The 22,866-nt window shown below is 56.3% G+C and carries 30 protein-coding genes and 1 CRISPR repeat array; of the genes, 14 read left to right on the top strand and 16 right to left on the bottom strand.

Annotation, left to right across the window (positions count from 1 at the left end):
- Positions 1-8: 8 nt before the first annotated feature.
- The 9 genes from E3E42_RS05900 to eif1A all read right to left on the bottom strand — a co-directional run bounded on the left by E3E42_RS05900 (position 9) and on the right by eif1A (position 8,188).
- The gene (locus tag E3E42_RS05900) at positions 9-815 is read right to left on the bottom strand and encodes a GTP cyclohydrolase IV (protein ID WP_167903364.1); all 807 of its coding nucleotides are present in this window, start codon (positions 813-815) and stop codon (positions 9-11) included.
- Between the two features lie 61 nt (positions 816-876).
- Entirely contained in the window at positions 877-1,647 is a 771-nt protein-coding gene (locus E3E42_RS05905; RefSeq protein WP_167903365.1) for a DUF4129 domain-containing protein, read from the bottom strand.
- Between the two features lie 80 nt (positions 1,648-1,727).
- Positions 1,728-2,135, bottom strand: a complete 408-nt coding sequence (locus tag E3E42_RS05910) for a DUF1699 family protein (RefSeq protein ID WP_167903366.1) — start codon at positions 2,133-2,135, stop codon at positions 1,728-1,730.
- 4 nt (positions 2,136-2,139) lie between these two features.
- Positions 2,140-3,387 (bottom strand): DUF530 family protein, encoded by a 1,248-nt coding sequence (locus E3E42_RS05915; protein WP_167903367.1) that lies wholly within the window; start codon positions 3,385-3,387, stop codon positions 2,140-2,142.
- The gene (locus E3E42_RS05920) at positions 3,384-4,544 is read right to left on the bottom strand and encodes a DNA topoisomerase IV subunit A (RefSeq protein ID WP_167903368.1); all 1,161 of its coding nucleotides are present in this window, start codon (positions 4,542-4,544) and stop codon (positions 3,384-3,386) included. The genes E3E42_RS05915 and E3E42_RS05920 overlap by 4 nt, the downstream gene beginning before the upstream one ends.
- Positions 4,537-6,234, bottom strand: coding sequence for a DNA topoisomerase VI subunit B (top6B, locus tag E3E42_RS05925; RefSeq protein ID WP_167903369.1), 1,698 nt, complete (start codon positions 6,232-6,234; stop codon positions 4,537-4,539). The genes E3E42_RS05920 and top6B overlap by 8 nt, the downstream gene beginning before the upstream one ends.
- Positions 6,235-6,236: 2 nt before the next feature.
- Entirely contained in the window at positions 6,237-6,983 is a 747-nt protein-coding gene (locus E3E42_RS05930) for a KH domain-containing protein (RefSeq protein ID WP_167903370.1), read from the bottom strand.
- A gap of 11 nt (positions 6,984-6,994) precedes the next feature.
- Positions 6,995-7,771: a serine protein kinase RIO gene (locus E3E42_RS05935; RefSeq protein WP_167903635.1), complete on the bottom strand. Its 777-nt coding sequence runs from the start codon at positions 7,769-7,771 to the stop codon at positions 6,995-6,997.
- 42 nt (positions 7,772-7,813) lie between these two features.
- Positions 7,814-8,188, bottom strand: a complete 375-nt coding sequence (eif1A, locus tag E3E42_RS05940) for a translation initiation factor eIF-1A (RefSeq protein WP_058938267.1) — start codon at positions 8,186-8,188, stop codon at positions 7,814-7,816.
- A 208-nt stretch (positions 8,189-8,396) separates the two neighbouring features.
- Here eif1A and E3E42_RS05945 point away from each other — a divergent pair, with 208 nt between their 5' ends.
- The 3 genes from E3E42_RS05945 to rnhB are packed head-to-tail and all read left to right on the top strand — an operon-like array spanning position 8,397 to position 10,709.
- Positions 8,397-9,191, top strand: a complete 795-nt coding sequence (locus E3E42_RS05945) for a metal ABC transporter ATP-binding protein (RefSeq protein ID WP_167903371.1) — start codon at positions 8,397-8,399, stop codon at positions 9,189-9,191.
- A complete protein-coding gene (locus tag E3E42_RS05950; protein ID WP_167903372.1) occupies positions 9,188-10,009 on the top strand; it encodes a metal ABC transporter permease in 822 nt (273 codons plus the stop codon). The genes E3E42_RS05945 and E3E42_RS05950 overlap by 4 nt, the downstream gene beginning before the upstream one ends.
- Before the next feature lie 4 nt (positions 10,010-10,013).
- Positions 10,014-10,709 (top strand): ribonuclease HII, encoded by a 696-nt coding sequence (gene rnhB, locus E3E42_RS05955; RefSeq protein WP_167903373.1) that lies wholly within the window; start codon positions 10,014-10,016, stop codon positions 10,707-10,709.
- A gap of 434 nt (positions 10,710-11,143) precedes the next feature.
- Here the strand turns inward: rnhB and E3E42_RS05960 are convergent, their stop codons facing one another.
- Both E3E42_RS05960 and E3E42_RS05965 read right to left on the bottom strand, forming a co-directional pair.
- Positions 11,144-12,031 (bottom strand): P-loop NTPase, encoded by an 888-nt coding sequence (locus E3E42_RS05960; RefSeq protein WP_167903374.1) that lies wholly within the window; start codon positions 12,029-12,031, stop codon positions 11,144-11,146.
- Positions 12,031-12,900: a P-loop NTPase gene (locus tag E3E42_RS05965; protein WP_167903375.1), complete on the bottom strand. Its 870-nt coding sequence runs from the start codon at positions 12,898-12,900 to the stop codon at positions 12,031-12,033. Before E3E42_RS05965 ends, E3E42_RS05960 begins: the two co-directional genes overlap by 1 nt.
- A gap of 73 nt (positions 12,901-12,973) precedes the next feature.
- Here E3E42_RS05965 and E3E42_RS05970 point away from each other — a divergent pair, with 73 nt between their 5' ends.
- From E3E42_RS05970 to E3E42_RS05980, 3 genes are read left to right on the top strand one after another with little or no spacing between them, the layout of a single operon-like run.
- A complete protein-coding gene (locus E3E42_RS05970) occupies positions 12,974-13,384 on the top strand; it encodes a NifB/NifX family molybdenum-iron cluster-binding protein (RefSeq protein WP_167903636.1) in 411 nt (136 codons plus the stop codon).
- Positions 13,385-13,387: 3 nt separating this feature from the next.
- Positions 13,388-13,819, top strand: coding sequence for an isoprenylcysteine carboxylmethyltransferase family protein (locus E3E42_RS05975; RefSeq protein WP_167903376.1), 432 nt, complete (start codon positions 13,388-13,390; stop codon positions 13,817-13,819).
- Positions 13,767-14,300 carry a DUF2250 domain-containing protein gene (locus E3E42_RS05980; protein WP_167903377.1) on the top strand — a complete coding sequence of 178 codons (534 nt, stop codon included), beginning with the start codon at positions 13,767-13,769 and terminating at the stop codon, positions 14,298-14,300. Before E3E42_RS05975 ends, E3E42_RS05980 begins: the two co-directional genes overlap by 53 nt.
- Positions 14,301-15,056: 756 nt before the next feature.
- Positions 15,057-15,593: a CRISPR direct-repeat array (repeat unit 28 nt; unit sequence GTTTCAGAACCACATAATGTTTGGAAAC).
- A gap of 98 nt (positions 15,594-15,691) precedes the next feature.
- Here E3E42_RS05980 and E3E42_RS05985 read toward each other — a convergent pair.
- The gene (locus E3E42_RS05985; protein WP_167903378.1) at positions 15,692-16,432 is read right to left on the bottom strand and encodes a Rossmann-like domain-containing protein; all 741 of its coding nucleotides are present in this window, start codon (positions 16,430-16,432) and stop codon (positions 15,692-15,694) included.
- Positions 16,433-16,548: 116 nt separating this feature from the next.
- Between E3E42_RS05985 and E3E42_RS05990 the strand changes: the two genes are divergently transcribed.
- From E3E42_RS05990 to E3E42_RS06015, 6 genes are all read left to right on the top strand, one after another.
- Positions 16,549-17,169, top strand: coding sequence for a NifB/NifX family molybdenum-iron cluster-binding protein (locus tag E3E42_RS05990; protein WP_167903379.1), 621 nt, complete (start codon positions 16,549-16,551; stop codon positions 17,167-17,169).
- 61 nt (positions 17,170-17,230) lie between these two features.
- Positions 17,231-17,452, top strand: a complete 222-nt coding sequence (locus E3E42_RS05995) for a hypothetical protein (RefSeq protein WP_167903380.1) — start codon at positions 17,231-17,233, stop codon at positions 17,450-17,452.
- A gap of 55 nt (positions 17,453-17,507) precedes the next feature.
- Positions 17,508-17,981 (top strand): NifB/NifX family molybdenum-iron cluster-binding protein, encoded by a 474-nt coding sequence (locus tag E3E42_RS06000; protein ID WP_167903381.1) that lies wholly within the window; start codon positions 17,508-17,510, stop codon positions 17,979-17,981.
- A 277-nt stretch (positions 17,982-18,258) separates the two neighbouring features.
- On the top strand, positions 18,259-19,230 hold the full coding sequence (locus E3E42_RS06005; protein WP_206206039.1) for a hypothetical protein: 972 nt from the start codon (positions 18,259-18,261) through the stop codon (positions 19,228-19,230).
- A gap of 62 nt (positions 19,231-19,292) precedes the next feature.
- A complete protein-coding gene (locus E3E42_RS06010) occupies positions 19,293-19,592 on the top strand; it encodes an antibiotic biosynthesis monooxygenase (protein ID WP_206206048.1) in 300 nt (99 codons plus the stop codon).
- A 6-nt stretch (positions 19,593-19,598) separates the two neighbouring features.
- Entirely contained in the window at positions 19,599-20,165 is a 567-nt protein-coding gene (locus E3E42_RS06015; protein WP_167903384.1) for a DUF998 domain-containing protein, read from the top strand.
- A gap of 9 nt (positions 20,166-20,174) precedes the next feature.
- Here E3E42_RS06015 and E3E42_RS06020 read toward each other — a convergent pair whose 3' ends face one another.
- Positions 20,175-20,597, bottom strand: coding sequence for a PPC domain-containing DNA-binding protein (locus E3E42_RS06020; RefSeq protein WP_167903385.1), 423 nt, complete (start codon positions 20,595-20,597; stop codon positions 20,175-20,177).
- Between the two features lie 57 nt (positions 20,598-20,654).
- Between E3E42_RS06020 and E3E42_RS06025 the strand changes: the two genes are divergently transcribed.
- Positions 20,655-21,227: a hypothetical protein gene (locus tag E3E42_RS06025; protein WP_167903637.1), complete on the top strand. Its 573-nt coding sequence runs from the start codon at positions 20,655-20,657 to the stop codon at positions 21,225-21,227.
- On the opposite strand, the gene E3E42_RS12180 is transcribed toward E3E42_RS06025, so the two are convergent.
- From E3E42_RS12180 to E3E42_RS06035, 3 genes are all read right to left on the bottom strand, one after another.
- A complete protein-coding gene (locus E3E42_RS12180) occupies positions 21,136-21,378 on the bottom strand; it encodes a chromate resistance protein ChrB domain-containing protein (protein ID WP_370519625.1) in 243 nt (80 codons plus the stop codon). The genes E3E42_RS06025 and E3E42_RS12180 overlap by 92 nt on opposite strands.
- On the bottom strand, positions 21,368-21,466 hold the full coding sequence (locus tag E3E42_RS12185) for a chromate resistance protein ChrB domain-containing protein (protein WP_370519616.1): 99 nt from the start codon (positions 21,464-21,466) through the stop codon (positions 21,368-21,370). The genes E3E42_RS12180 and E3E42_RS12185 overlap by 11 nt, the downstream gene beginning before the upstream one ends.
- A gap of 76 nt (positions 21,467-21,542) precedes the next feature.
- Positions 21,543-22,001 carry a 6-carboxytetrahydropterin synthase gene (locus E3E42_RS06035; RefSeq protein WP_167903638.1) on the bottom strand — a complete coding sequence of 153 codons (459 nt, stop codon included), beginning with the start codon at positions 21,999-22,001 and terminating at the stop codon, positions 21,543-21,545.
- A gap of 95 nt (positions 22,002-22,096) precedes the next feature.
- On the opposite strand from E3E42_RS06035, the gene E3E42_RS06040 reads away from it, so the two are divergent.
- Complete coding sequence (locus E3E42_RS06040; RefSeq protein ID WP_167903387.1) at positions 22,097-22,450, top strand: DUF134 domain-containing protein; 354 nt, start codon at positions 22,097-22,099, stop codon at positions 22,448-22,450.
- Positions 22,451-22,866 lie beyond the last annotated feature (416 nt).

Below are 22,866 nucleotides of genomic sequence, written 5' to 3' on the forward strand. Positions count from 1 at the left end.
GTGGAGAGTCAGCTCCACGTCTCGGCTATGACGTCGTGCTTGTGGATGCTCTCGTTGCTGATGACCTTCACGTGGATCCTGCCCTTGAACCTCTCCTTCGCCTTGGCGAATATCTCACGCGCGACGTCCTCGACGAACTTCGGGTTGGCGAACATACCCTGCACGACCGCGTTCTCGTCCACCGTCTTCAGCAGGGTGTACGTCGGGTGGCTGAACGAGCTCTCAACCACGTCGATCATGTCCTCCAGCGCTATCTCCTCATCGAAGGGGGTTCTAACCTCAAGCTCGCCTATCGCCCTCTGTATGTGGGTCTTCCCGTTGTTGTTGGCCATGGCGTGGGGGCAGGCGGTGTTTCCGATGACCTTGACGCGGAGAACCTTCTCAAAGGCCCCGTCGTAGTGCTTTATGACCCCGACCTCGACGTCGTAGGGCTCGTAGGTGATCTTTCCGCTGGCTGGGGTCTGCCTCGGGATTATGAGGTGCGTCCTTATCCAGACCTCGGCCCTCCTGTGGGGGTGTTTCCCTTCCAGACGGCTGATTATTGCCCTCCCAAGCTCCTCAAGGGAGGGATGGGCCTCCATGACCTCCTCCTCGACGGCCTCGCTCATGGCCTCGGTTATGCTCTCGACCAGCCTGCTCATGTGGATTCCCTTCTTCTCCTCGGGGACGTCGATGGTTATCTCGAAGAGCGGGAGGAACGTGTAAACCTTCCCCTTCCAGTTTATCTTCGCAACGCTCCGCAGGTTGGTGATTCCGACGCGGTGAAGGCGCTCCTTTATTTTCGGGGTCTCCTCCTGGGTCTCAAATATCGGCATTAGCATCACCCTCACTTTTTAGTTAGGTGGTTCTAACCGCGGCCCCTTTTAAAGCTACCCGCTACCTGAGGAACTCCATGAGTCTGTCGTAGCTCTCGCGGGCGGCAGCGACGTCCCCATCACTCAATCTCTCGGCGTACCTGGCTTTCTCGAAGAGCCGGGTAAGAACGTCCAGGTCCTTGAGGTCGGGAAATATCTCCTTCAGCTTCTCCTCGTGCTCCCAGTGGGTCCAGCTCTTCCGGTAGGGATATCCCTTCTCCACGAGGCCCGCGACAACGTTCTTGTACATTCGAATAACCTTCTCAACGGGCGTTCCCTCGATAGCGTCGTAGGTAAGTTCAGGTTCAAACTTGACCTCCGGAACGGGCCGGCCCTTTTTCACCCTCTTGGCGGTGAGCACGATGACGATGAAGAGGATGAACGGGATTAGATATGCCCAGCCCGGGAACTGCCTCCACACCACCACGAAATCGCCCGAGGTGACGTTGTACCAGACCCCCTCGAGGGTCCTGCCCACCTCCCCGCCCTCCACCAGCTTCTCGGGCCTCCTGTTGAAGAAGAGCAGATAAACCGCGACCATCATAGCAATGAGCGTTATTATCCCTGCCAGAGGGTTGCTCTTCCCGTTCCTCACACCGTGTGCGCCGAGACGGCCCTCGATGGCCAGCTTGACGACGTAACCGGCGGCACCGAAGAGAAAGAGCGAGGATAGGAAGAAGTACCACTCGAAGTTAAAGGCCGTCGTGCCGCCGTGGACTGTTGAGGACTGGATGAGGGCGAAGGTAACCACTATGGTCAGCATGACGAGTGTGGTAGTTTTTCGCGCCTCCATCACTCATCGTACATGTAATCGACGTTGGCCTTAAAGGCTTTTACGGATTTCACAGGGGCCGAGAATCGAACATCGGCCCCTCATGTGCGGTCGGCCTTGGAGGTGCGCTCTATCATATAGTAAACTGTCCTCAGGGGGATGCCCATGCGGGTGCTTATCTCCTTGGCGGGCACCCCCTTCATCAGGAGGTTCTGGACCTCCCGGATGGTGCGTTCGTTGTACTTCCGGGGCCTCCCGCGGGGGTAACCCTCGGGGACGAGTTCTATGCCCATCTGGGCGAGTGCCGCTATGACCCTCTTGGAGACCTTGGGGTAGAGGCTGGGGGGACAGGAGATTTTGCGCACGTTGGGGGCCCGCTCGAGTATCCTTACGAGTATCTCCTTCGTCGGACGGAGGTTGATGTATACCTCGGTAACATCCTCGTTCAGGGACTCCCCGAGCTTTGCTATCAGCTCGGCGTTGTTGCGCGCCTTTATCTCCACCCGCATAGCCTCACCCCTGCAGGAGGGCCAGGAACTGTTTGGCCTTGTCACTCTTGGGGAGGAACTTCTCGAACTTCTTTGTGTCGGCAAAGAGCCTCCTGTGCAGGCCGGAGATGACGAACTTCTTCACGGCCTCAACCAGCTCGTCTGCCTGAATGCCGAGAATCTCCGCGACCCTGTCCTCGCTGTACTCACTCATCCCGTAGAGGAGCACTCCCCCGAGGAGGTGGTTGGGTACGTTGGCTATGTCCTTCCTCCTGCCCACCATGGCCTTTTCCATCTCGCACTTCCGGATGAGGAGCATGCTGCCGTGGCCCGTTCTGAAGCCCTTCTCCTCGGTGAATGGAAGGTCAAATATCGAATAGTGGCAGTCGATGCAGAGCCTTATGTCCGGGTAGAGGCCGAGGTTTTCCCTGTCATTCTCCGACGTGAGGAAGTAGTATCTGAAGAGGTCGAGGCCGAGCTTCCTGGCGCCGTTCTCCGGGTCGAGGATGGAGTAGGCCAGGGCCAGGTTGTCCACAGTGTAGTGGTTGTTTATGAGCACTCCACGCGTCTTGACGAAGCTCAGCACGCGCCAGCGGAAGCGTCTCCCATACCTCTGGCGGAGTTCAGCCTCGATATCGGCGTCCGCGGGCAGGTCGAGGCGGGTCTTCTTCAGCCGGTTGTTCTCCCAGTACTCGACCTCTATCCTAAGCCCGCGGGTCCGGACCGTTCCTTTCTCGCGGAGCTTGCCCTTTATGAACTTGAACGACTCCCTGACGTCCACGCTCTCCCTGGCGAGCAGACGGAGGACGTCACCGGAGTAAGCCAGATACGGAAGGACTTCAACACGCCCGATTTGAACGGGGTTGGGGACGGCCCTGATCCGCTCCACGTTCTCCCGGGTGAGTTCCTTTGGATCAACAAGCTTCTTCCCCATGAAGAATGTGTAGTTGGCGGAGATGAGTGCGAGGGCCATCTTGTGGGCCGTTATGGCCGAGCGGAGCCTCTCAAGGGCCAGGACGCGGTTGCGCTTCTTCTTGTATATCCACTGGATGTGGGGGTCCTTGTTCTTTTTGTCCGAGAACCCGGTCGAGGGTGTGGCCTCGCCCACGCGCCTTGAAAGGTCGTCCTCAAGCTCCTGAAGGAGCGAGAGGTTCTCCTTAAGGCGGAGGGAGATGGACGGGATGTCGAAGGTTTCGAATAACCCGTCCATGTCTATCCCAATATCGTCCAGGATCTTGTTGACCTGCGCGACGAGCTCTTCAGTCGTCGTCATGGCAGCAGCTCACCGTTGTTTATCTTTTCGGGGAGGTACTTCTTCGCGACGAACTCGAGGCTCTTGTTGGCGAGGGCCTGCTGCTCTATCCTGACACCCATCTTGATCGCCATCTTGAGCTGTCTCTGCCACTCCCTGTTCTGGAACCACGGGTACTCCATCTCCTCCAGGATTCTCTTGTAATCGGCCGTCGGGCCGCCCTTCTTGTTCGGCGGGATTCCCTTGAGCTTTTCGGTGACGTTCTTGAGGCCGTAGCGCTCTATGTCGTCCATGGTCATTCCAACGAACTTCGCCTCGGGAGTTGCCAGCTTGTCGCTGAGGTAGGCGAGGTTGATGGAGCCCTGCTTTATGGTGGAGTAGATGTACCAACCGTAGGGGTCGCCGTCGGTGAAAACTATGATGGGCAGCCCCTCCTCGTAGTGAAGCCTGTGGATGAGCCTCCTGACACCGCGCGAGGCCTGTCCCTGGGTGGCTATGATGAGGGCCTTCTCCTTCTTCGGGAACTTTTCCTCGATGAGACGATCGGCCATAGCGGCGGTCTCGACGACCAGGGCGTAGTCGACGTTGACCTCAACGAACTGGAGGTGCTCGACGGTTCCCGGGACGGCCCAGCCACCCATACCGAGCTTGCTCGTGTTGAACTCGTCCTCGCCGTCGCGAATGACTATGTCGCCGTAGATGTAGCCGCGCCTGTCCGCCGTGAGGTGCATCTCCTCACGCAGGACGCCCATCATTCTCTCCAGGTCCTCTATGATGGGGTCGCTCTCGCGCTGGTCCTCAAAGGTGTTCTCCTTTGTTCCGGGGATTGTGTGCTTGTTGGCGTAGTAGGCTTCACGAAGGCTCGCGTGCTTGTTTTCGCTCACAAGCCTCTTGACATAGGCCATTATAAGGAGGGTCTGCATAAACTTCCTGGCGTGGGCAACGTTGAGGAAGTAGCGTCTTGATAGCTTGTCGCCCATCCTGATAACGCGCCTCTTCTCGTCGAAGTAGACGTTGCCAATGCCGCGCATGGGGATGTCAAAGTAGGGGTTCTTTCCGCTCTTTATGTCCTCAAGGATCCTCTTCCCGTACTCCTCCAGCCTGGTGAGCACTTTAGTCGGGTCGTAGCTGAAGCGCTCCCTGGGCTTCTCGCGCCTGACTGCTTTGGATTTAGGCATTCTCGCTCACCTCCTCCGCTCCACCTGACTCCTTGGACGCGAAATGGCCCTCTATATATGACAGGAAGTAGCTCTTAACCTCATCCTCGGGCTCCCCGGTGAGTACGCTCAGTGCCCTCGCTATCTCGGGCACGTATTTCTCAAAGGTCCTCCTCCTCTTGGCCTGGTGGAGCCTGCGGTGTTTTCCGCTGAGGTAGGTCTGGAGCCTCCTTGCCGCGTCCATTATCGCCAGCCTTATCTCGTTCTGAATCTCCTCTACGTTTGCTATGCTCTGCTTCCCGGTGCCGGTGTAGGGGACGTGGACGCTGATGACGTTTATCATGAGCACGAGTGGGGCGCGGTCGAGGTCATCAACCTTGTAGCGCCTCCAATCAACGGAGCGCGCCGCCAGCGTCGTCACACAGGAACCTGCATCGAAGAGCAGCGGCACGCGGTTGGCGTAGCGGAGCACATCGAACCCACCGGGAATCTCACCGCCGTAAGCGAGGCCGACCTCGACCTGGAACGGGATACCTCCGGAGTAGACCTTTGGCGACCTGGTGACCGCGGTGACGAACTCCGGCTTGAGGATGTTGGTGAGGCCCTTCTCTATGTTCTCCTCGCCTATGGGCCTGAGGCCGTGGGTCGGCGGGGCCAGGAACTTCATGTACCTGAAGGCTTCGACTATCTCCTCAGCCTCGTGCCAGCTCAGCTTCTCGGGCGGCTTCTCCATGAGCTTCGCAACCTGCTTTACGACCTTGGTGTAGCCCCTGAAGGAGCGGAGGACTGCCTTTACCTCGCCCTTCATGAGCCTCTCGTAGAGCTGTTCCTGGACGTTCTTGTCGTCCTCCGTCTTTATGAGCCTCAGCGCCGCGATGTACTCAACGAGCTCGTCGATTTTCTTGTCGCTTATCCTTGAGAACTCCCCGACGAGGAAGCGCTTGACGGAACTTCTCCTCGTCTTCTTGGCCATCCTGTAAACGTCATCGGTGAGGACGCCGCGCGGATGGGGCTTCATCTCCATCGGGGGCTCGGGAACGTCCTCACTGGAACGCGGGAATACTATGAGTTTCCCGTCCGGTTCAATGAGTTCTATGTGGGCGTGCGGGTTGGCTATCGCTGTGAGCTTGAGGTACCAGTAGACGCCCTGCTTGGAGCGGACGTAGCGGACGTTCTTCACTTCCAGCTCTATCCTCGTGCCGCGCCAGCCCTTGGGATTGGGGTGCTTCTCCTTCTTCACTATCTTGCCCTCGTTCCTGTCAACGTCTATCTTAACCCATGCCTCGATGATGCTGTCGTCGCCCGTGGAGGTGATGACCCTAGTGGCCTTTCCGCTCGTTATCTGGGCGAACATAACGGCGCCGCTTATACCGATACCCTGCTGACCGCGGCTCTGTATGTTCCTGTGGGCCTTCGTACCGGCCAGCATCTTACCAAAGACGTGGGTTATGTACTTCTCGGGGATTCCTGGTCCGTTGTCCTCGACTATGACCTTGTAGTGCTCCCTTCCGAGTTCCTCTATCTCAACACGGACGTAGGGAAGTATGCCCGCCTCCTCACAGGCATCGAGTGAGTTGGTCACGGCCTCATGGATCACCGTGGTGAGGGAGCGTATCTTGCCCGTGTAGCCGAGCATTGCCGCGTTCCGTCTGAAGAACTCGCTGACACTCTGGATTTTGAACTCCTTAAACAGCTGATTCGCCTCGGCCATATTCAGTCCTCCCAAAAGTCTTCGTCATCGTAATCCTCATCGGGGCCCTCGTAGTTCTCCCCGAAATCGCCCGGCTCCCCTTCAAGGGCCTCGTAGTAGGTCGTGCTCTCAAGTTCAAGGTCCTTCTTTCTGCGCTCGAGGTACTTGTAAACGACACCGTGCGGGGAGCCCCTGGCGAGCTTCTCTATGGCGGTCTTGGCAACCTCGACCTGAATCGGGTTGCCGATTATCGCGACGGTTTTTCCGTAGACGCTAACATCAGCCCCGCTCATCTCCTCGATTATCTCGCGCGTCCTTCCTCTCCTTCCAATTATCCTTCCCCTGACGCGGGGAAGGGCGTTTTTATCGTTGCCGATTATTACATCGGTAAGGTTGACTACCTCAAGAACCTCCCCCTCGTTGAAGAGCCTGAATGCTCTTTCCGGGGAGAATCCCCTTCCTATGGCCATCACAACATCCCGTGCCTTCCATACGGCCAGGGGGTCTTCCGTTTCCTCCGTGGAGGTTATGAAGACCTCGCCGGTCTCGCTGTCCACCTCTATCTTGGTCTTGGTCCTCTCCTCTATCTCCCTCTTGGTCTGCCCCTTTCTGCCTATGACGACGGCAACCCTGTCGCGGGGGATTCTTATGAACTCCTCCTGCTCGCCCTCCGCGGCGTAGGTGATCTCCTCATCGCGACCGCCCCGGGTGGGCCGGCCATCCTTGTCTATCCGCTCATACTTCCTCAGCAGTCTCTCAAACTCGTCCATGCTCTCACCCTCTAAATCCCAACCAGCTCACGGAACTTATCGTCGAAATCATCAACATCAACGCCTTTCCTTCCAAAGTAGTTTATGACGTTCCTCAGATCCCTTCTGAGCAGCTCCACGCTCATCCTGTTCCTCTTCACCGTCGCCTGCGACCAGTCTATCACAACGGGCCTGTCGTGGAGCAGTATGTTGTACTCGCTCAGGTCGCCGTGCACCATGTCCCCGCGCTTCCAGAGCCTCTCGATGACGCCCATCGTGAAGTCGTAGAGTTCCTCAAAGTCCGAAGGCTCGAGCGAACGCTCGACGTCTTTGATGCGGGGTGCGGGGAGCTCGTCCCCTATGAACTCCATCACCAGGACGTTGTTGCGGAAGATAACCGGTTCAGGGACGCGAACGGCGTATTTTATCGCCCGCTGGAGGTTCTTAAACTCCCTCCGGGTCCACACAAAGACCAGCTTGCGCATATCCTTGGGCAGGTAGCCGACACGCGGGTCTGCCGCGAGGTACTCCCATATGCGCCGGAACTCGGTCGTGTACGTGCGGTATATCTTGACGGCTATCCTGTTCCCCCCGGCGTCCACGCCGGCAAAGACGTTGGCCTCCTTTCCGGTGCTTATGACGCCGTGTAACTCCTCGATTTTACCGCGCCTGTGGAGGTAGGCCAACGTTTCCTTTGTTGTTCGGTCAAATACCTCGTTGGCTATCTTGTAGAGGTCGCTGTCCTTCTCCCTCCTCTCCCGGAGGCCCAGCATTCCCTCGATTTCGCGCTCTATTACATCCTCGCGCATTCCCATCACTCGCCGGCGGCCGGAATTTTAGAAGAAGCGGGCTCAGAACAGGAGCTCGCCACCGCTGAGGAATTCCTGACTTATCTTGCCCCTCCTCAGGAGCCAGTCCACCTGAGTCCTGGTGTAGCGGTAGACTATGTCCCCGCGCTCCTCGGTCTGCACGTCCCAGGGCTGGACTATAACGACGTCGCCCACGCGCATCCACATGCGTCTCTTGAGCTTGCCGGGTATCCTGCACCTTCTAATCTTCCCGTCGGAGCACCTCACGTCCATCCATCCTGACCCCAGGGCCTGCTCGATTACACCGAACAGCTGTCCTTCCTTCGGGAGGGGAACACGGATGACCTCGTCACCCTGAACCTGCCTGTTCTTTTTCTTCCCCCCACTTCTTCCGCCTCTTCCTCTGTGGTACGCCATGATCATCACCTCCAGCGAATAGGCCCGAGCCCTTATAAACCTGAGCCTTGCAAAAATTTTTCTAACGAGAGTACAGGCATGTGCTTTTAAAATTTTTGCACAAACCCAGGAAGGTGCAAAAACCGGCCCTTCCATTACCCACCTCTGTCCAGTAGGGGCACATCAAAGTTTAAAAACGCACCGCTTAAACTGGAGTCTGGAGATTACCATGGAGGCAATAACCGCCGAAAGCCTCACGATACTCTACGACGGAAAGCCCGCTGTGGAGGGGGTAGACTTCACCCTCGAGGAGGGCGAGACGCTCCTCCTGCTCGGCCCCAACGGGGCAGGCAAGACGACCCTGCTCAAGGCAATTGCCTGCTTCCACAGGGACTACACCGGACGGCTGGAGGTCTTCGGGAAACCACCCTGCGAGGCGAAAGAGCTCATAGGCTACGTCCCCCAGAGCCACAGCCTCAACGAAAGGGTTCCCCTCACCGCCCTCGAGGTCGTTGCGATGGGGGGCGTCTACCGCCGCGGCTTCGTCCACTTCAAGCTCCCTCCAGAGACCCTGGAAAAGGCAGAGGAAGTCCTGGGCTTCGTCGGACTCGCAGAAGTGGGTAACAGGCTTTTCAGCGAGCTGAGCGGCGGTCAGAAGCAGCGCGTCCTCCTCGCGAGGGCCCTGATGAGCGACCCCAAACTGCTCCTCCTCGACGAGCCGCTCTCCGCCCTGGACCCCAGCGCAAGGGTGGAGGTCGCCAGCGTTCTGGCCAAGATAAAGCGTGAGAAAAGCGTGACGATGGTCATCACGACCCACGACATCAACCCCCTAATCGAGGTCGGGGACAGAATCATGCTCCTCAACAGGCGCCTGATAGCCTTCGGAAGGCCGGAGGACGTCCTCCAGGATACGATAATCAAGTCCGTTTACGGCCCGCTGGCAAGGGTAATTCCCGTTGAGGGCAAGCTCTTCTGCATAACCGGCGACGTCCACCTGCACAGGCACGGGGGTGGCGGGCGGTGATTCCGGAGTATCTGATCCGGGCCCTCCTTGCCAGCGTTATGGTAAGCGTCCTGCTCGGCATGCTCAGCCCGCTCATCAACACGAAGGGACTGGCTTTCCTGACCCACGCCCTCTTCCACTCCCTGCTGTTCGGTGCGGTCCTTGGAATGATACTCGGCCTGCTGTTCGAGAACCTCTCCCTGGTCATGCTCGTCGCACTCATCGTCACTATCATCGTCGTGCTTAGTATAGCGGAGCTTGAGAAGCTCGGATTCTCGCCCGATTCCGCCGTTGGAATAGTGGCCAGCTTTGTCGCCGGACTTACAGTCCTTGGCTTTGGCGTGCTCTACAAGGTGATGGCAACCAGGCCGTACTTCCCGCTCGGCGAGAGCATAGTCTCCTACCTCACCGGCGATATATTCCTCATAACCCTCGGTGACCTTACCGTCCTCGTCCTGGGGGGTGCACTTCTCTTTTTCGCCATGCTATTCCTGTACCGCGACTTTCTATACCTGAGCTTCGACCCGGACGGCATGGAGAGCTACGGGGGCAACGCCAGGGCATACCTCATGATCCTCTACGTCCTCGTCGGTGCCATCGGGGCCCTCATCGTCCAGACCGTCGGGCTGATAACCCTCCAGGTGGTGGCCGTTCTTCCGGGCGCGATAGCGCTGATGGTCAGCAGCGACCTGCGCAAGGTCATCGGGGTCAGCCTGTTCCTGACCCTGGGCGTCCAGGTGTCCTCCGTAATCCTCGCCTACTTCACCGACATACCCCCCAGCGGCCTGGCGACGATAATGCTTGGCCTCATCTACGGGGCCCTGCTCTTCAGGAGGTGAAACTTTGAAGCTCGCGGGAATCGACGAAGCAGGCAGGGGGCCGGTGCTCGGCCCGATGGTCATAGCGGCGGTTGTTGTGGATGAACGGAACGTTCCAAAGCTCGAGGAGCTTGGGGTTAAGGATTCGAAGAAGCTCACCCCCAAGCGGCGTGAGAGGCTGTTCGATGAGATAATCTATCTACTAGACGATTACGTGGTTCTGGAGCTTTGGCCTGAGGAGATAGACTCCCGCGAGGGAACTTTAAACGAGTTCGAGGTGGAGAACTTCGTTAAAGCCCTCAACTCGCTCAAGGTGAAGCCCGATGTCGTTTACATCGATGCAGCTGACGTCAAAGAGGCTCGCTTTGGCGAGGAGATAGGGAAACGGCTCAACTTCGAGGCGGAGATAGTGGCAGAGCACAAGGCCGACGACAAGTTCGTGCCTGTCTCGGCGGCCTCGATAATAGCGAAGGTAACGCGCGACAGGGCTATAGAGAAGCTGAAGGGGAGGTACGGCGAGATTGGAAGCGGCTACCCGAGCGACCCGAGGACGAGGGCGTTCTTGGAGAACTACTACCGCGAGCACGGCGAGTTCCCGCCGATAGTCAGGCGGAGCTGGAAAACGCTGAAGAAGATCGAGGAGAAGCTGAAAACAGAGATGGAAACGAAGAAACCCCCGAGGAAAGGACAGCTCAGCCTTGAAGATTTCATGAAAAAGTAACCGCCGTTCCCCAGTTTTCCTTTCCAGCAGAAGAACCGCCTCAACGTGGGCGTGTGGGGGGACATATCGACCAAAGCGCGTCCTGGACCATATACACCCTCTTGAATGGTTCCCGTAGTCCAGCTTGAACGCCCCGGATTGCAGAGGACGTAAACGATTCCCTCAACGCCGCTTTTAATCAAAAGCTTCGGTGCCTCCTCCAACCCCTTCCCCGGCGGGTCAACTTCAGCTGGTCCCGGTACTTCATCCCCTGCCAGAGGCACCCCCGCATTTCCCAAAGTAGGGGCATCTCAGGGTTTGTCTGAGCGGGGAGGATTCGAGAAGCTCAAAATTGGTGACGATTCTCCTGCCGAAGCGTCTCTTTGCGGGGACCCCCTAACCACATCTTCAGGATAGGCAAATGGAACCTGGGCCCGAGACCGGGCCCGGTGGAATCACTTCAGAATCTCCTTCCTAACCCTCTCGGCTATCTCCCTCATCGCGTCAGCAGCCTTTGAGTCGGGGAATGCCTCAACGAAGGGCTTGAGCATGCTCATGCTCCTCGGAATGGCCCTGTCGTAGGGTATCTCGCCGAGTATCGGGATCCCCTCCGTTTCGGCCCACTCCCTCAGGGCGGTGAAGCCCGGGTTGAAGTCGGACTTGTTTATTATCAGGTACGCCGGCTGCCTGAAGTGCTGAACGACCCTGTAGGCCCTCTGGACGTCGCTGAGGGAAGCGGGGGTCGGCTCGGCAACGAGTATCGTTAGATCGGCCCCGCCTATGCTCGCTATGACCTGGCAACCTATTCCAGCGGCGCTGTCCACTATCATGTGCTCCAGGCCAAGCTCGCCCATGAGCTTTTTCGCCCACTCCTTCTCCTCTGTGACCAGCTTTCCGCTGTTGGGCCTGCCGACGTCGAGCTGGGCCGAGATCAGCGGGAAGCCGTAGCGGGTGGTTGTCTTCCTCACAACGCCGGAGCGGACCTCCTCCAGCGTTATCGTCCCTGGAACCGGGCAGACCAGGCCACAGACGTTGCAGCCCTCGCAGGTCAGCTCGCTGACAACGTAGTCGCCGTCTATGACCTTGATGCAGTCGTAGGGACAGCGCTCCTGGCAGATGCCGCACCTTATGCAGCTCTCGGTGTTTATCCTCGCCACCTTTGCGCCTATCAGCTCCTTCTCCTCCTCCCAGTGCTCGACGCCGAGGAGCAGGTCGAGGTTCGGCGCGTCCGCATCTGCATCAACGGCAACGAAACGGTACTCGTCCTTCAGCAGGTAGAGGAGCGAAGCCGTTACCGTGCTCTTTCCAACGCCGCCCTTGCCGCTCGCTATGACCAGCTGCATCACTCACCACCTCCGAGGAACTCGACGACCCTGGAAGCGATCTCCCTGAAAATCCCGGCCTCGGGATAGTCACCCAGGACTATCGGCTTCCCCTCAACGTAGCTCCTTATGATGTTCTCGCTGTACGGAATCTCGGCTATCACTTCCGCCCCGTACCTCTCCGCTATCTCGCGCACCCTGCCCACGTCGCCGAGGTCGGAGCGGTTCACTACGACCATCGCGGGAATGTCCATCAGCTTCGCCAGCCTGAGTATCAGCTCGCCGTCGTGGATCCCGAGGGGCGTCGGCTCCGTGACGGCTATGATGAGTCTTGAGTCCTCAAGGGCCTTCGACACCGTGTTGCTCGTTCCGGCCGCGGTGTCCACCAGGAGAAGCTCCTTCCCGAGGGCCTGGGCGCGCTTCTTCGCCCTCGAAACTATCGGCATCGCCCTCTCCTCTCCTTCGAGGAGCCTTCCCGTAACGAGCGGGAAGCCGTAGGGCGTCTCGGTAAGGTAGGTGTGCCCCATTAGCTTCTTACCCGGCAGAATCGCTCCGGGAACCTGGCAGACTATCTCACAGGCGGCGCAGCCGGAGCAGAGGTTCGGCATCAGGAAGGGCGTCCCATCGCGCATGGTTATTATCGCGTGCTCCTCGCAGACCTCCGCGCACTTCCTGCACCGGGTGCACTTCGAATAGTCAAACCTGGGCATGAACAGTTCAACCGGCTCCTCGTTGGCCAGCTCCACGCCGAGGAGGAGGTGGTCGTTTGGGGCCTCAACATCGAGATCGGCCAGGACAAGGTCGTAGCGCTCCCTAAGCGCTATCGTCATGTTAATCGCGACCGTGGACTTTCCGGTGCCACCTTTTCCACCACTCACCGCTATCTGCAAGCTCTCACCTCCAGGAATTAGGCTAACCTAAAAGCTTTTAAGCTTTGTGCATACGCTCAAAACGGTGATGCTCATGAGATGCCTGAAGGTCGCGTTTGGAATGGAGAACGACGAGACGCTCATCGATGCCCACTACGGCGACTCCAAGTTCTTCGCTATCTACGAGGTCTGCGAGGACGGAAGCGTTAAGTTACTTGAGAAGAGGCACAATAGGGCCAGAGACCTTGAGGAGGAACACGACGAGGGGCACGGGGACCCGAGGAAGTTTAAAGCAGTTGTCAGCCAGCTCCTGGACGTTGACGTTCTGGCAGCGTTCAGGATGGGCCCGAACTTCTTGCGCATCAGAGACAAGACCAACAAGGTGGCCTTCTTCACGAGGACGAGGGACCTTAAGATAGCCCTCCAGCGTGTCGTTGAGAACTTCGACGACCTCTGGGAGCAGACCCAGGCGAAGAAGGCCGAGAAGCCGCCGATAGAGGAGTGAGCAATGCGCTTTTGGGGGATCGAGCCGAGGGTCTTTCTGGTTACAGCCCCTTATGCTCTCTTCGCATTTTACCTCAACTCAAGGCTCCCCCAGTCTTTTCTGCAGCTCCCCGGTGTGGGAGTTGTCCTTTTGAGCGTTGGGATAGTCCTCTGGCTCCTCTGCTACCTCCAGGTCTCAAGGGCCTACTCCGAGGGGAGGCTCCTCACGGGAGGCTGCTACTCCAGGGTCAGGCACCCGATATACTCGATATGGGGCCTCCTCATAGTCCCGGGCTTTTCTCTCGTCTTCGGCGGTTTCCTCCTAGGTTTACCTCTCGTCTACTGGCTCGCGGTGGTGGGGTTTATAGGGGATGAGGAGAAAGTCCTGGAGGAGAGGTTCGGGGATGAGTGGAGACAGTACGCTGAGAGAACGCCCAGGTTCCTACCGAGGCTTTGAACTTCTGCCAGTTCACCTCTACGTCCTAGCCCACCTGAAGAGGGCGGGCGTTGACTATGCGAAGATGATGGCCAAAGTTGGCGGCCTTTCCCTTGAGTTAATCAACGACGCCATCGGCGACCTCCTTGAAATCGGCCTGATAGAACGCGACCCGGGGAGCGCGGTAAAGCGAAGCAGGGCGCGCTTAAAGAAGGCCTTCGAGGTTCACAAGCACCACACCTACTACCGCCTCTCCCGCGAGGGAGAACTGCTGGTCCGCTCCGTTGATGGGAGGTGGCTGAAGGAGTACTTCAACTCCCTCCTCTCCGACGGCTGGAGGGTCGTTAAAGCTCTCGCGGAGTCCGGGAACATACGGGAGGCCAGCCGGGGGATTGGGATAGACGACGAAACCGCCGAGGAGCTGAAGGTTCTCCACTTCATCACGGAAAAGGGGAGGAAAACGGAGTTCTTCAAGAGACTGTGGGAGTTCCTGAGGGTATAACCCCGCACCCCCCACTTGGTTGAACATTTTTGTCCATCGTTACACTGGGTCTTTTGAGTTTTTTCCTTCTTTTTTGAATTCGGGACTTTACTTTTTTGTTTCAAGCGAATGAACGCGGAGAAAACTTTCAAAACCCAAATAAAACCACTAAATAGCTTCTCTAACTTTGAAAGCATTGATAAAACAGGCAAGCTTCAGGCTTACTCAGGCGTTTTAAGAATTCTCCTCGGAGATGGGTGGAGCGATTTCTCCCCTGAACGCTTTTCTCGGCCAGAAAAACGCTAAAGCAGATTTTCCCATTTTTACATTACATAGAAGTAAAATCGTGCACACGTTTGAAAACGGGGCGTTATGACTTCTATATAACCATAGAAAGGCCTTGAGAATTCCCCTTTAGCCGAGGGGAGCATTTTCTACTATTTTTCAGACGGGCCTCAAACGGGGCTCTCTGCCGTCTCAGTTGAGCTTTCGGAGGCTTCGCGCGGGAGTCTGGTGGAGTGGTTTCCACTGGTTGGTCTTTGTTCTCCCTGTGAACCGTTTAATCCGCCCCGCTGGTCCTCTCCCTGGCGTTATCTTCTTCCCTGGTTTGTTGGAGCTTTTTCTTTCTTTTTCGGTTTTCTTACTATTTTAGATGGTTTGTGTTGGGGGCGTTTAGGGTTTTTGTTCTGGTGCTGTTTTCTGAACTTCTGGTAACCGCAAAATTTATATGGGGATTTGGCGTTACTCTATTTGCTCAATAGGGCAAAAAAGTTAACCGTTTCAGAGCCACATAATGTTTGGAAACATGAGGGCCTCTCTAAGAATGGTTTTCGCAAGGTCATACTGTTCATTGAGGTTTCAGAACCACATAATGTTTGGAAACTACGAGCTCCCCTACACCTTGCGACCACAAACCAAACATATCAGTTTCAGAACCACATAATGTTTGGAAACTCAAACACGCTCGCACTTCTGAGGATCATCAAGCAGACAACGAAGGTTTCAGAACCACATAATGTTTGGAAACCTGGAAGTTCTTGACTGCTGAGGAGACTTTTCCGAAGCTTTGGCGGGTTTCAGAACCACATAATGTTTGGAAACTCCCTCTGGGCCTCCATGATAAGGCTCCTGACATTAACCTGTCCGGTTTCAGAACCACATAATGTTTGGAAACGTTTCTTGAGCTCGCTAATAATGTAATTTAAAGCCCGGTTTCAGAACCATATAATGTTTGGAAACGAACCGTTGCCAAAGTGTTGGAGAACTAGCTCGTCGTTTTCATCTATGTTTCAGAACCACATAATGTTTGGAAGTTCCTATTTGCTTTTCTTGCCTAATCTCTGGGCTCTTCCTCTGCCTTGAAGAAGGGACTTTCAAAAAATGTGGTTCCCACTATTATAAAAACGGAGAGCTCACCCCACTTCCACGACGTACTTTCTGTTTCCCTCCTCAAAGCCCCTGAATGAGCCGAGTTTGAGTCCCAGGAGGGCCTTCTCGACCTCAACGACCTTCATCGAGGCCAGGTGTGTAACGCCGCTCCCCCTTAAGAACTCCGGGAGGAGCTGGCCGGTGGGGCCCGTCAGGACGAAGAGCCTGGCCTTCTTCGCCCTGTCCAGGAGCATGTCTATTGTTCCGTTCACGAGACAGCTCGCGCTCGCTATCACCGCGTCCATCTCGGGGAGGAGGTGGTACTCAAGGGCGTCGCTGTAGGTGTCCCTGTCCCAGAGCTTGGCGTTCCTCTCGAAGACGTACACCCTGTGCCCCTTTTCGCGGAGCTCCCTTACCAGGGGAGGCATGTTCCCAATCATCGCTATATTACCCGCGTTCTCGGGGAGGAGGTCGAGCACGTCGACCCACTCCGCCCCGCTCAGGTCTATATGGTACTGCGAAACCGCGTTTATCGCGGCTAAACCGAGGGTCCGCTCGACCACGTTAAGGCTGTCGGCCCTTTCTATGAAAGCCTCAAGCGACGGCTCGCTTATTGAGCTGGTGTAGCGCTGGATCTCCTCGGGCAGGGTCATCGCAACCCCCAATGCTTTTCCCTCCGGCCCTTGGGCGAGAACCCACGTGTAGGGCAGGGCGAAGTCAAAATCGACCAGCTCAAGGTCCCCGGCGAGCTTGAGCGCCTCCTTTTTTATCCTCCTCAGGAGCATATCACCACCACCCTCCCCTGCACTCAACCCCTTATTAACGGCACCGTTAGGGTAACCGAAAACTTTAAATGCTGTGCATATGCACAAAATAATAGAATGAAATGGAGGTGGTTGAGATGAGAATCGCGATACCCACCAACGGAGGGGGACTCGAGGACACCGTTGCTCAGGTCTTTGCCAGGGCGCCGGCTTTCCTCATAGTGGACGTTGACGAAAACGGCAACCTCACCAACAGCAGGGTCATCCAGAACGGTGCCGCCATGGCGGGAGGCGGAGCCGGACCGATGGCGGTTCAGACCCTCATCAACGAGGGTGTCGAAGCAGTGATAGCACCGCAGGTCGGCCCCAACGCCCTTGGAGCCATACAGGCCGCAGGAATAAGGCTCTACCAGGTCGCTCCGGGAACCCCGGTTGAGGAGGCGGTAAAGGCCGTCACCAGCGGAAGCGTTGGCCAGTTCACGGCACCGGTGCCGCCCGCTCCAGCAACTGCAACAGCTCCCGCACCGGCCTACGGGCCGTACCCAGCGGCGCCGGCTTACCCGGCCTACCCCGCCTACGGCTACGGTTTTGGCCCGGGCAGAGGCTGGGGCCGCGGTGGCGGCTGGGGAAGAGGCAGAGGCTTCGGCCGTGGATGGGGCAGAGGAGGAAGAGGCTGGGGAGCCAGACTCGGCTACTGCCCCTGGACCGGCCAGCCAAGCAGGAGAGCATGGCTTTCCAGATTCTTTGGCTGGTGGTGACTTCGTTCTTTTTATATGACACCTCAGCATGAGCTGTTGATAATGCACGGAGGAACACACGATGCCAAGGGGGATGGGAAGGGGATACGGCAGGCCGGGGTACGGATTTTATCCATTCGGCGGCGCGTACGGTCTAATTGACCTGCTCTTCCTTGTGGGGATCCTGTATTTCATGTTCAAGCTATTCGTTGTGGCGTTTCCATACGCTCTGGGTCTCGCGGCCCTTCTAGTCCTCAGGTCATTCCTGAGGCCCCGTTTCTGGGGATGGGGGAGGCCATTTTGAGCGTATGCAAACTTTTTTAAGTTCGGTTTTCCTAATTCTCCCGGAGGTGATGTGAATGAGGATCATAGTCTCAACCGTAAACGGAGGACTCGATGACAGGGTGAACCCGGCATTCGGAAGAACCCCCACTTTCACGATAGTTGACGTCGGGAACGGGGGAATAACCAACGCCCATGTCGTCCAGAACCCCGGCTACAGCCAGCCGAGGGGAGCCGGAGTTACCGCGGCGCAGTTCTGCATAGACCAGGGGGCCAACGTTGTCATTGCGGGTCAGTTCGGGCCCAACTCATCGGGAGTCCTCCAGGCCGCTGGCATAAGGATGGTCTCCGCCCCGGCCACGATGACCGTCAGAGAAGCCGTCGAAGCCTTCCTGAGGGGCGAGCTCACCCAGGCAGTCTTTGGCCCCGAGGGGGGAGCCGGACCGGGAGCAGGCTACGGGATGGGGAGAGGCAGAGGAACAGGCGGCGGTATGGGTCGTGGAATGGGAAGAGGTAGGGGCGGAGGATACGGCCGCGGTGGCGGCTGGTGAGCTTTTTCCTCCTTTCCCTCGTCTTCTACACGCTTTCAACATCCGAGTCTCCGGAGGGCAAATTCTGACTCACCACAGGCCAAAATCCTAAAAAACCCCATGTGAAGAAAAAACTATGTGAAGTCCGCGCCAGCCCTCAAAACCGTGGTAGCAATCATTCTTAGAATACTCGCTTCGGGGTTCGCTGTATTCATACTTGAGGAACTACCTGTAGGAGTGACAGTTATGAACCATGCGCCCGGTAAGTGCCCTTATGGGATCCCCTGGGGACGGACGGATGAGGCATAGGTACTTCTTCTGGTTCCTGCTGGCTTCGCTCTCCGTCTTCTTCGCCGAGGTCACCGTAGCCTCGTACCTCTACCCGTACTTCACGCTCTGGGGGATAATCTCCCTTCTCCCGCTCTACGGCCTCCACACGCTGGTTCTCGCCGGAATTGTTTACCGCTTTGGGAAGCCCCGGTTCGAGACCCTCTACCTCGCGGGAATCCTCTTCGGCCTCTACGAGGCGTACATAACCAAAGTTGTGTGGAACCCGGAGTGGGGCTCTTTCCTCAAGATCGGCGGCGTCGGAATCTTCGAGGTCCTCGTCGTGGTGCTCTTCTGGCACCCCTTCATGTCATTCATGATTCCCGTCGGCATCGCAGAGCTCCTGACTTCCGGAAGGAGGCTGCTCCCCGGTGCCGTGCTCAAACATCCCTATCTCACGGCAGCGATCCTCGGCATCGTCGAATCCTCAAACGCCCCCTCACCGCCCCATTCACTCCTCTCCACCTTCTCCTCCTCGGCGTTCCTGATCCTCCTCGTACACATCTGGCTGGGGCGTTTTAAAGGCGGACGCTATGACATGAAGGAGCTCCTCCCCTCCTCACGGGAGCTTAAGCCTCTGTTTCTCGCCCTCCTGGCGTACTACATCATCTTCGGCTCCCTGCTGAGAAGGGAAGCCCTTCCTGGATTTGCCGCCCAGGCCCCAATCTGGCTGCTCTACGCGGCCACGCTTCTGCTGCTGTACCGCGCCCTAAAGAAGTCCCGAGAGCACGGAGAGGTTGGGCTCACGGAATGTAGGCTCGAACTTAGAAGGCTCAGCAGACTGGCAGGGGTTTTTGTAATCTCCGCGACCATATTCACCTCAATCAAAGCGCTCGCGCTGCCAGAGCTCGGAGTTGCCCTTATCATGGCCCTCTGGGCCTTTGCGAGCGTTGTTGCTGTCGCGAGTCTTGTAAAGAGCGCCAGGTGGGCGCTTACCCAGTAACCCCGGGAGGTTTTTTATATGATGCGGCCCAGAATAATGCTGGGGTGATTTCAGTGGCCGTTATGAGGCTCTGGCACGGGAGGGTGCCGATCGAAAAGGCGGACGAATACGAAAAGTTCCTTATCGAAAGGGCGGTTCCGGACTACGGTTCCGTTGATGGCCTTTTAAAGCTCTACTTCATGAGGAAAGACGAAGAAGGCGTTGCCCACTTCCTTCTCGTCACGACATGGGACTCAATGGAGTCCCTCAAGAAGTTCGCCGGTGAGAACCCTGAGATAGCCAAGTACTATCCTGAGGACGACGACTTCCTGCTGGAAAAGGAGAAGTACGTTCAGCACTACCGAATCTTCTACGAAGGGTGACCGAGAATGAAAAAGAGCCAGCTGTTGGCTGGCATTCTTTCTCCCCCAATCGCCCTCGGCGGGATAGGGGCGGCGATCCTCATAAACCGCTCCTGGTGGAGTCTCACGGACAACGCGATAAGCGACCTGGGAAAGGTCGGCCTGCCCCACAGCTGGGTAATGAACGTTCCGCTCTTAATATCTGCGATCCTAACGATTTACTACGCGCTCGACCTCCTTGGGGAAATGAAAAACCTGGTTTCAAGGCTGGGCGTTTTGGTGTTCATACTAGGTCTATTCTTCCTCGCGGGAATAGCGGTCTTTCCAGAAGGAACTGAACCGCACTACCACGTCAGCTGGGGCTTCTTCGCCGCGGGAAGTTTGGGATTTTTGATGGCAGGAGCAGGCATGTGGTTCGAAGGGAACCGGCGCTTTGGGATTTTCACGGTATTACTGTTCGCGGTCGAGGTGCTCCTTGCCCGGTGGGCGTTCGGTGCCTTCAGCGGCGTTGCCATTGCCGAGTTCATCGGGATTTTTGCGATACTGACCTGGCACTACATGCTGATGTGGATGAAGTTTTTCAAGGACAAATAAGGACAAAAATCAAAGTTCCACCGTGTCCCACAGCGCCAATCCGTTCTCCTGCGGCTTTCTCTCAAGGAGCTCACCCAGGAGTTCCTGCATGAACACCTCGGCCACGAAGACCTCAGCCTCAATGAGATGCCCTCCGTACAGCATACCGTCGGAGTCTCCCAGGGCAACGTGGATATGGGCGAAAGGCTCGCCGTCCTTAACACTTATGTTGCCCGCAAGGGAGACCAGCTCATAGGTGCCGGTCAGCTCAATGACCTTGTACTCACCCGCATCCTCATCGAAGTAACCTATTTTCGGATTCTTCAGACTCCCGATGGCGCTGACCGTCCCAATCAGGACGTTGTTCTCCTTTGCAAATTTGTTTATGAACTTCAGGAGCTCCTCCCCCTCGGGGACCCTGAACAGAAAATTCCTGCCCCTCGAGAACCTCACGGTACTCACCTCAAAGCTAATAAGCCTCCCCCGATTTAACGGTTTTGGGTGGAAGGAATGAGCACCAAAGGGGCGATAATGCGTATCTTTCCGGAGATTCCGGAATTCGGCGAGGTTGACTTCTCCCAGTACTCAACACCCTACGCGGCCATGCTGATGGCCTTTCTCGAGAGCGGGAAAGCCGGCTTAAGGGAATTCGAGGAGTTCATTGAGGAAAACGGCGGAACGAAAGCCGACGTTGGAAAGTTTCTCATCTCAGTCTTCCAGTACCTCCTCATCAGATACCGCCGCTACGGGGACGAAAACGTCGAGGTGCCGGCATTCAAAGTCTTCCTTACCCTCAAGGGCTGGCTCAACGAGCATGGCTTTGAGAACGACTACAGAAGGCTCCTCCATTCGTTCGTCGGCTATCTCGTGGACATAGCGGGGAAGATTGCAGAAAGGTCCGACTGCGAGATAGGTCCAGCATACATGAAAACCGCCTACCTGCTAACGATTGAAGCGGGGGAAACCTTTGGAGGGGAGTATTTCAGCGAGCTCAGAACGAAGGCCGGAGAGATGCTTGCGAAGGTTTACAAGAACTGTGGAATCGAAGAGGTACTCCACGAAAAAAGAGAGAATGGCTGCTAAGCCTCTCCCTCTTCAATCCAGGGCAACCGCCAGAGGCTGAGGGTTCTTTCAGAACGGCAGGGTCGGTTATGCTGTACTTCTCAACGAAAGCGTCAAAGAAGCATTTCCCATCGTGATGACCGAGCTCATCCCCCTTAAAATCAAAGGGTATTCCCTCGTGATGGTCGCCGGGCCGGTATCGCGGGCACGAAGATAAACTCCGCCTCAGGGTCGACAAAACGCTTTATAAGCCAGGGCACGCCACGCGGTCAACATGGACGTCTTTCTATCCACAGGTTTCGAAAATAGAGACAAACACAAAAAGGGAGTTAAGAGTCATCTCTCCAGGGTTACCTCCGCGTAGCTCCTCGGGTCCTCCCATATCTTGACCCGGATTTTTCTCACGTTTTCCCCCGCCTTCTCCGTTATCCTCTCCGCGAACCACTCGGCTATGTACTCGGCGGTGACGTTGGGCTTATCCAAGATCACCGCCTCATCTGCAGGCAGCTCCAGACGTTTTCCGTTCTTTTCAATGACAATAAGACCTTCCTTCCTCTCCACAACCCAGCTCTCGCTCACGATGATCCTGTGGTCGAGGAGCTTGATAAGCCTGCTGAGGTGGTTGAAGTCAAATATCATGCCGTTTTCATTAACGTCACCCCATATCTCAACGTCCACGTTGTATGTGTGTCCGTGTATCCGGAGGCACTTGCTCTCGTAGGGCAGGGCAAGGAAATGCGAGCTGTCAAAGTCCTTGTGCCATCCTATCTTCCTCTCAGTCACGTGAAACCCCATATCTCTCACCACCCAGGAGTTAGTGGGAAGAGTTATAACCCTTACTGGGCGGGGGAAAGCCTATAAACCCCAAAGCTCAAAGGTCTTTGATAGCCATGCCGATGGGAATGGGACCCGGCTGGGGCCGCGGAAGGGGGAGGAGAAGGAAACTGAGGAGGATAGGATTCGTTCCGGAGGTTAGACATTTCTATCCCGCGTTACCCCCGATGGGTCAGCCCAAACCACCGATTTTCATGACCTACGAGGAATTCGAAGCCCTTAGGCTGGTGGATCACGAAGGGCTGACGCAGGAAGAAGCTGGAAAGAGAATGGGAGTTTCCCGCGGCACCGTGTGGAGGGCGCTGAGCTCGGCCAGGAAAAAAGTTGCCCAGATGCTGGTCGAGGGGCGGGAACTCGTGATACTGCCCCAGGGGAATGAGGTTCCAAAGAACATCGTTGAAGAGGAATAACTGTCCTCTTTTCTAACCTCCAAATGATATTATGGCCCGTTTTTGCCAGACGGGGTTTCCCGGCCGTTTATTCTTTTTTAGGGTTGCCTAATTTTTGTGCGGGGTTTATCTCTCAAATTTTTGGGTGAATTCTTACTTTTTAAGAAAGTCATTAAAAGTACTTGTTTTTATGCTTCAATAAATACTTTATGATTTATTATTGAAATTAAGATAATATCAAATAAAAATATTAAAATTTTCAAAAATCGTAATATTACCATTTTGTAAAATTAGTAAACCCAAAAAATCTACCCTCTAAAAAAGTAAAACCTCAAAAGATGAACACATTCATACAGCCCAAACGGGTTCGACCCGTTCATGCAGCGTTTGCTAAAAATATGTTGGGAGCAAGCTCCCGCACGGTACAGTCAGACTAT

The sequence above is a fragment of the Thermococcus sp. JdF3 genome (assembly GCF_012027495.1).
In the GTDB taxonomy this organism is placed as follows: Archaea; Methanobacteriota_B; Thermococci; order Thermococcales; family Thermococcaceae; genus Thermococcus.

Bases quoted from the DNA above. Each gene is read 5' to 3' on its own strand.
- E3E42_RS05935 (WP_167903635.1), bottom strand. From the start codon at position 7,771: ATGCGCGAGGATGTAATAGAGCGCGAAATCGAGGGAATGCTGGGCCTC.
- E3E42_RS05945 (WP_167903371.1), top strand. From the start codon at position 8,397: ATGGAGGCAATAACCGCCGAAAGCCTCACGATACTCTACGACGGAAAG.
- E3E42_RS05915 (WP_167903367.1), bottom strand. From the start codon at position 3,387: ATGACGACGACTGAAGAGCTCGTCGCGCAGGTCAACAAGATCCTGGAC.
- E3E42_RS05905 (WP_167903365.1), bottom strand. From the start codon at position 1,647: ATGGAGGCGCGAAAAACTACCACACTCGTCATGCTGACCATAGTGGTT.
- E3E42_RS05900 (WP_167903364.1), bottom strand. From the start codon at position 815: ATGCCGATATTTGAGACCCAGGAGGAGACCCCGAAAATAAAGGAGCGC.
- E3E42_RS05995 (WP_167903380.1), top strand. From the start codon at position 17,231: ATGCCAAGGGGGATGGGAAGGGGATACGGCAGGCCGGGGTACGGATTT.
- E3E42_RS05980 (WP_167903377.1), top strand. From the start codon at position 13,767: ATGAGTGGAGACAGTACGCTGAGAGAACGCCCAGGTTCCTACCGAGGC.
- E3E42_RS06005 (WP_206206039.1), top strand. From the start codon at position 18,259: ATGAGGCATAGGTACTTCTTCTGGTTCCTGCTGGCTTCGCTCTCCGTC.
- E3E42_RS05920 (WP_167903368.1), bottom strand. From the start codon at position 4,544: ATGCCTAAATCCAAAGCAGTCAGGCGCGAGAAGCCCAGGGAGCGCTTC.
- E3E42_RS05930 (WP_167903370.1), bottom strand. From the start codon at position 6,983: ATGGACGAGTTTGAGAGACTGCTGAGGAAGTATGAGCGGATAGACAAG.
- E3E42_RS06035 (WP_167903638.1), bottom strand. From the start codon at position 22,001: ATGGGGTTTCACGTGACTGAGAGGAAGATAGGATGGCACAAGGACTTT.
- E3E42_RS06000 (WP_167903381.1), top strand. From the start codon at position 17,508: ATGAGGATCATAGTCTCAACCGTAAACGGAGGACTCGATGACAGGGTG.
- eif1A (WP_058938267.1), bottom strand. From the start codon at position 8,188: ATGGCGTACCACAGAGGAAGAGGCGGAAGAAGTGGGGGGAAGAAAAAG.
- top6B (WP_167903369.1), bottom strand. From the start codon at position 6,234: ATGGCCGAGGCGAATCAGCTGTTTAAGGAGTTCAAAATCCAGAGTGTC.
- E3E42_RS05970 (WP_167903636.1), top strand. From the start codon at position 12,974: ATGAGATGCCTGAAGGTCGCGTTTGGAATGGAGAACGACGAGACGCTC.
- E3E42_RS05910 (WP_167903366.1), bottom strand. From the start codon at position 2,135: ATGCGGGTGGAGATAAAGGCGCGCAACAACGCCGAGCTGATAGCAAAG.
- E3E42_RS06010 (WP_206206048.1), top strand. From the start codon at position 19,293: ATGAGGCTCTGGCACGGGAGGGTGCCGATCGAAAAGGCGGACGAATAC.
- E3E42_RS05975 (WP_167903376.1), top strand. From the start codon at position 13,388: ATGCGCTTTTGGGGGATCGAGCCGAGGGTCTTTCTGGTTACAGCCCCT.
- E3E42_RS06025 (WP_167903637.1), top strand. From the start codon at position 20,655: ATGAGCACCAAAGGGGCGATAATGCGTATCTTTCCGGAGATTCCGGAA.
- E3E42_RS06015 (WP_167903384.1), top strand. From the start codon at position 19,599: ATGAAAAAGAGCCAGCTGTTGGCTGGCATTCTTTCTCCCCCAATCGCC.
- E3E42_RS05960 (WP_167903374.1), bottom strand. From the start codon at position 12,031: ATGCAGCTGGTCATAGCGAGCGGCAAGGGCGGCGTTGGAAAGAGCACG.
- E3E42_RS05985 (WP_167903378.1), bottom strand. From the start codon at position 16,432: ATGCTCCTGAGGAGGATAAAAAAGGAGGCGCTCAAGCTCGCCGGGGAC.
- E3E42_RS06040 (WP_167903387.1), top strand. From the start codon at position 22,097: ATGCCGATGGGAATGGGACCCGGCTGGGGCCGCGGAAGGGGGAGGAGA.
- E3E42_RS05990 (WP_167903379.1), top strand. From the start codon at position 16,549: ATGAGAATCGCGATACCCACCAACGGAGGGGGACTCGAGGACACCGTT.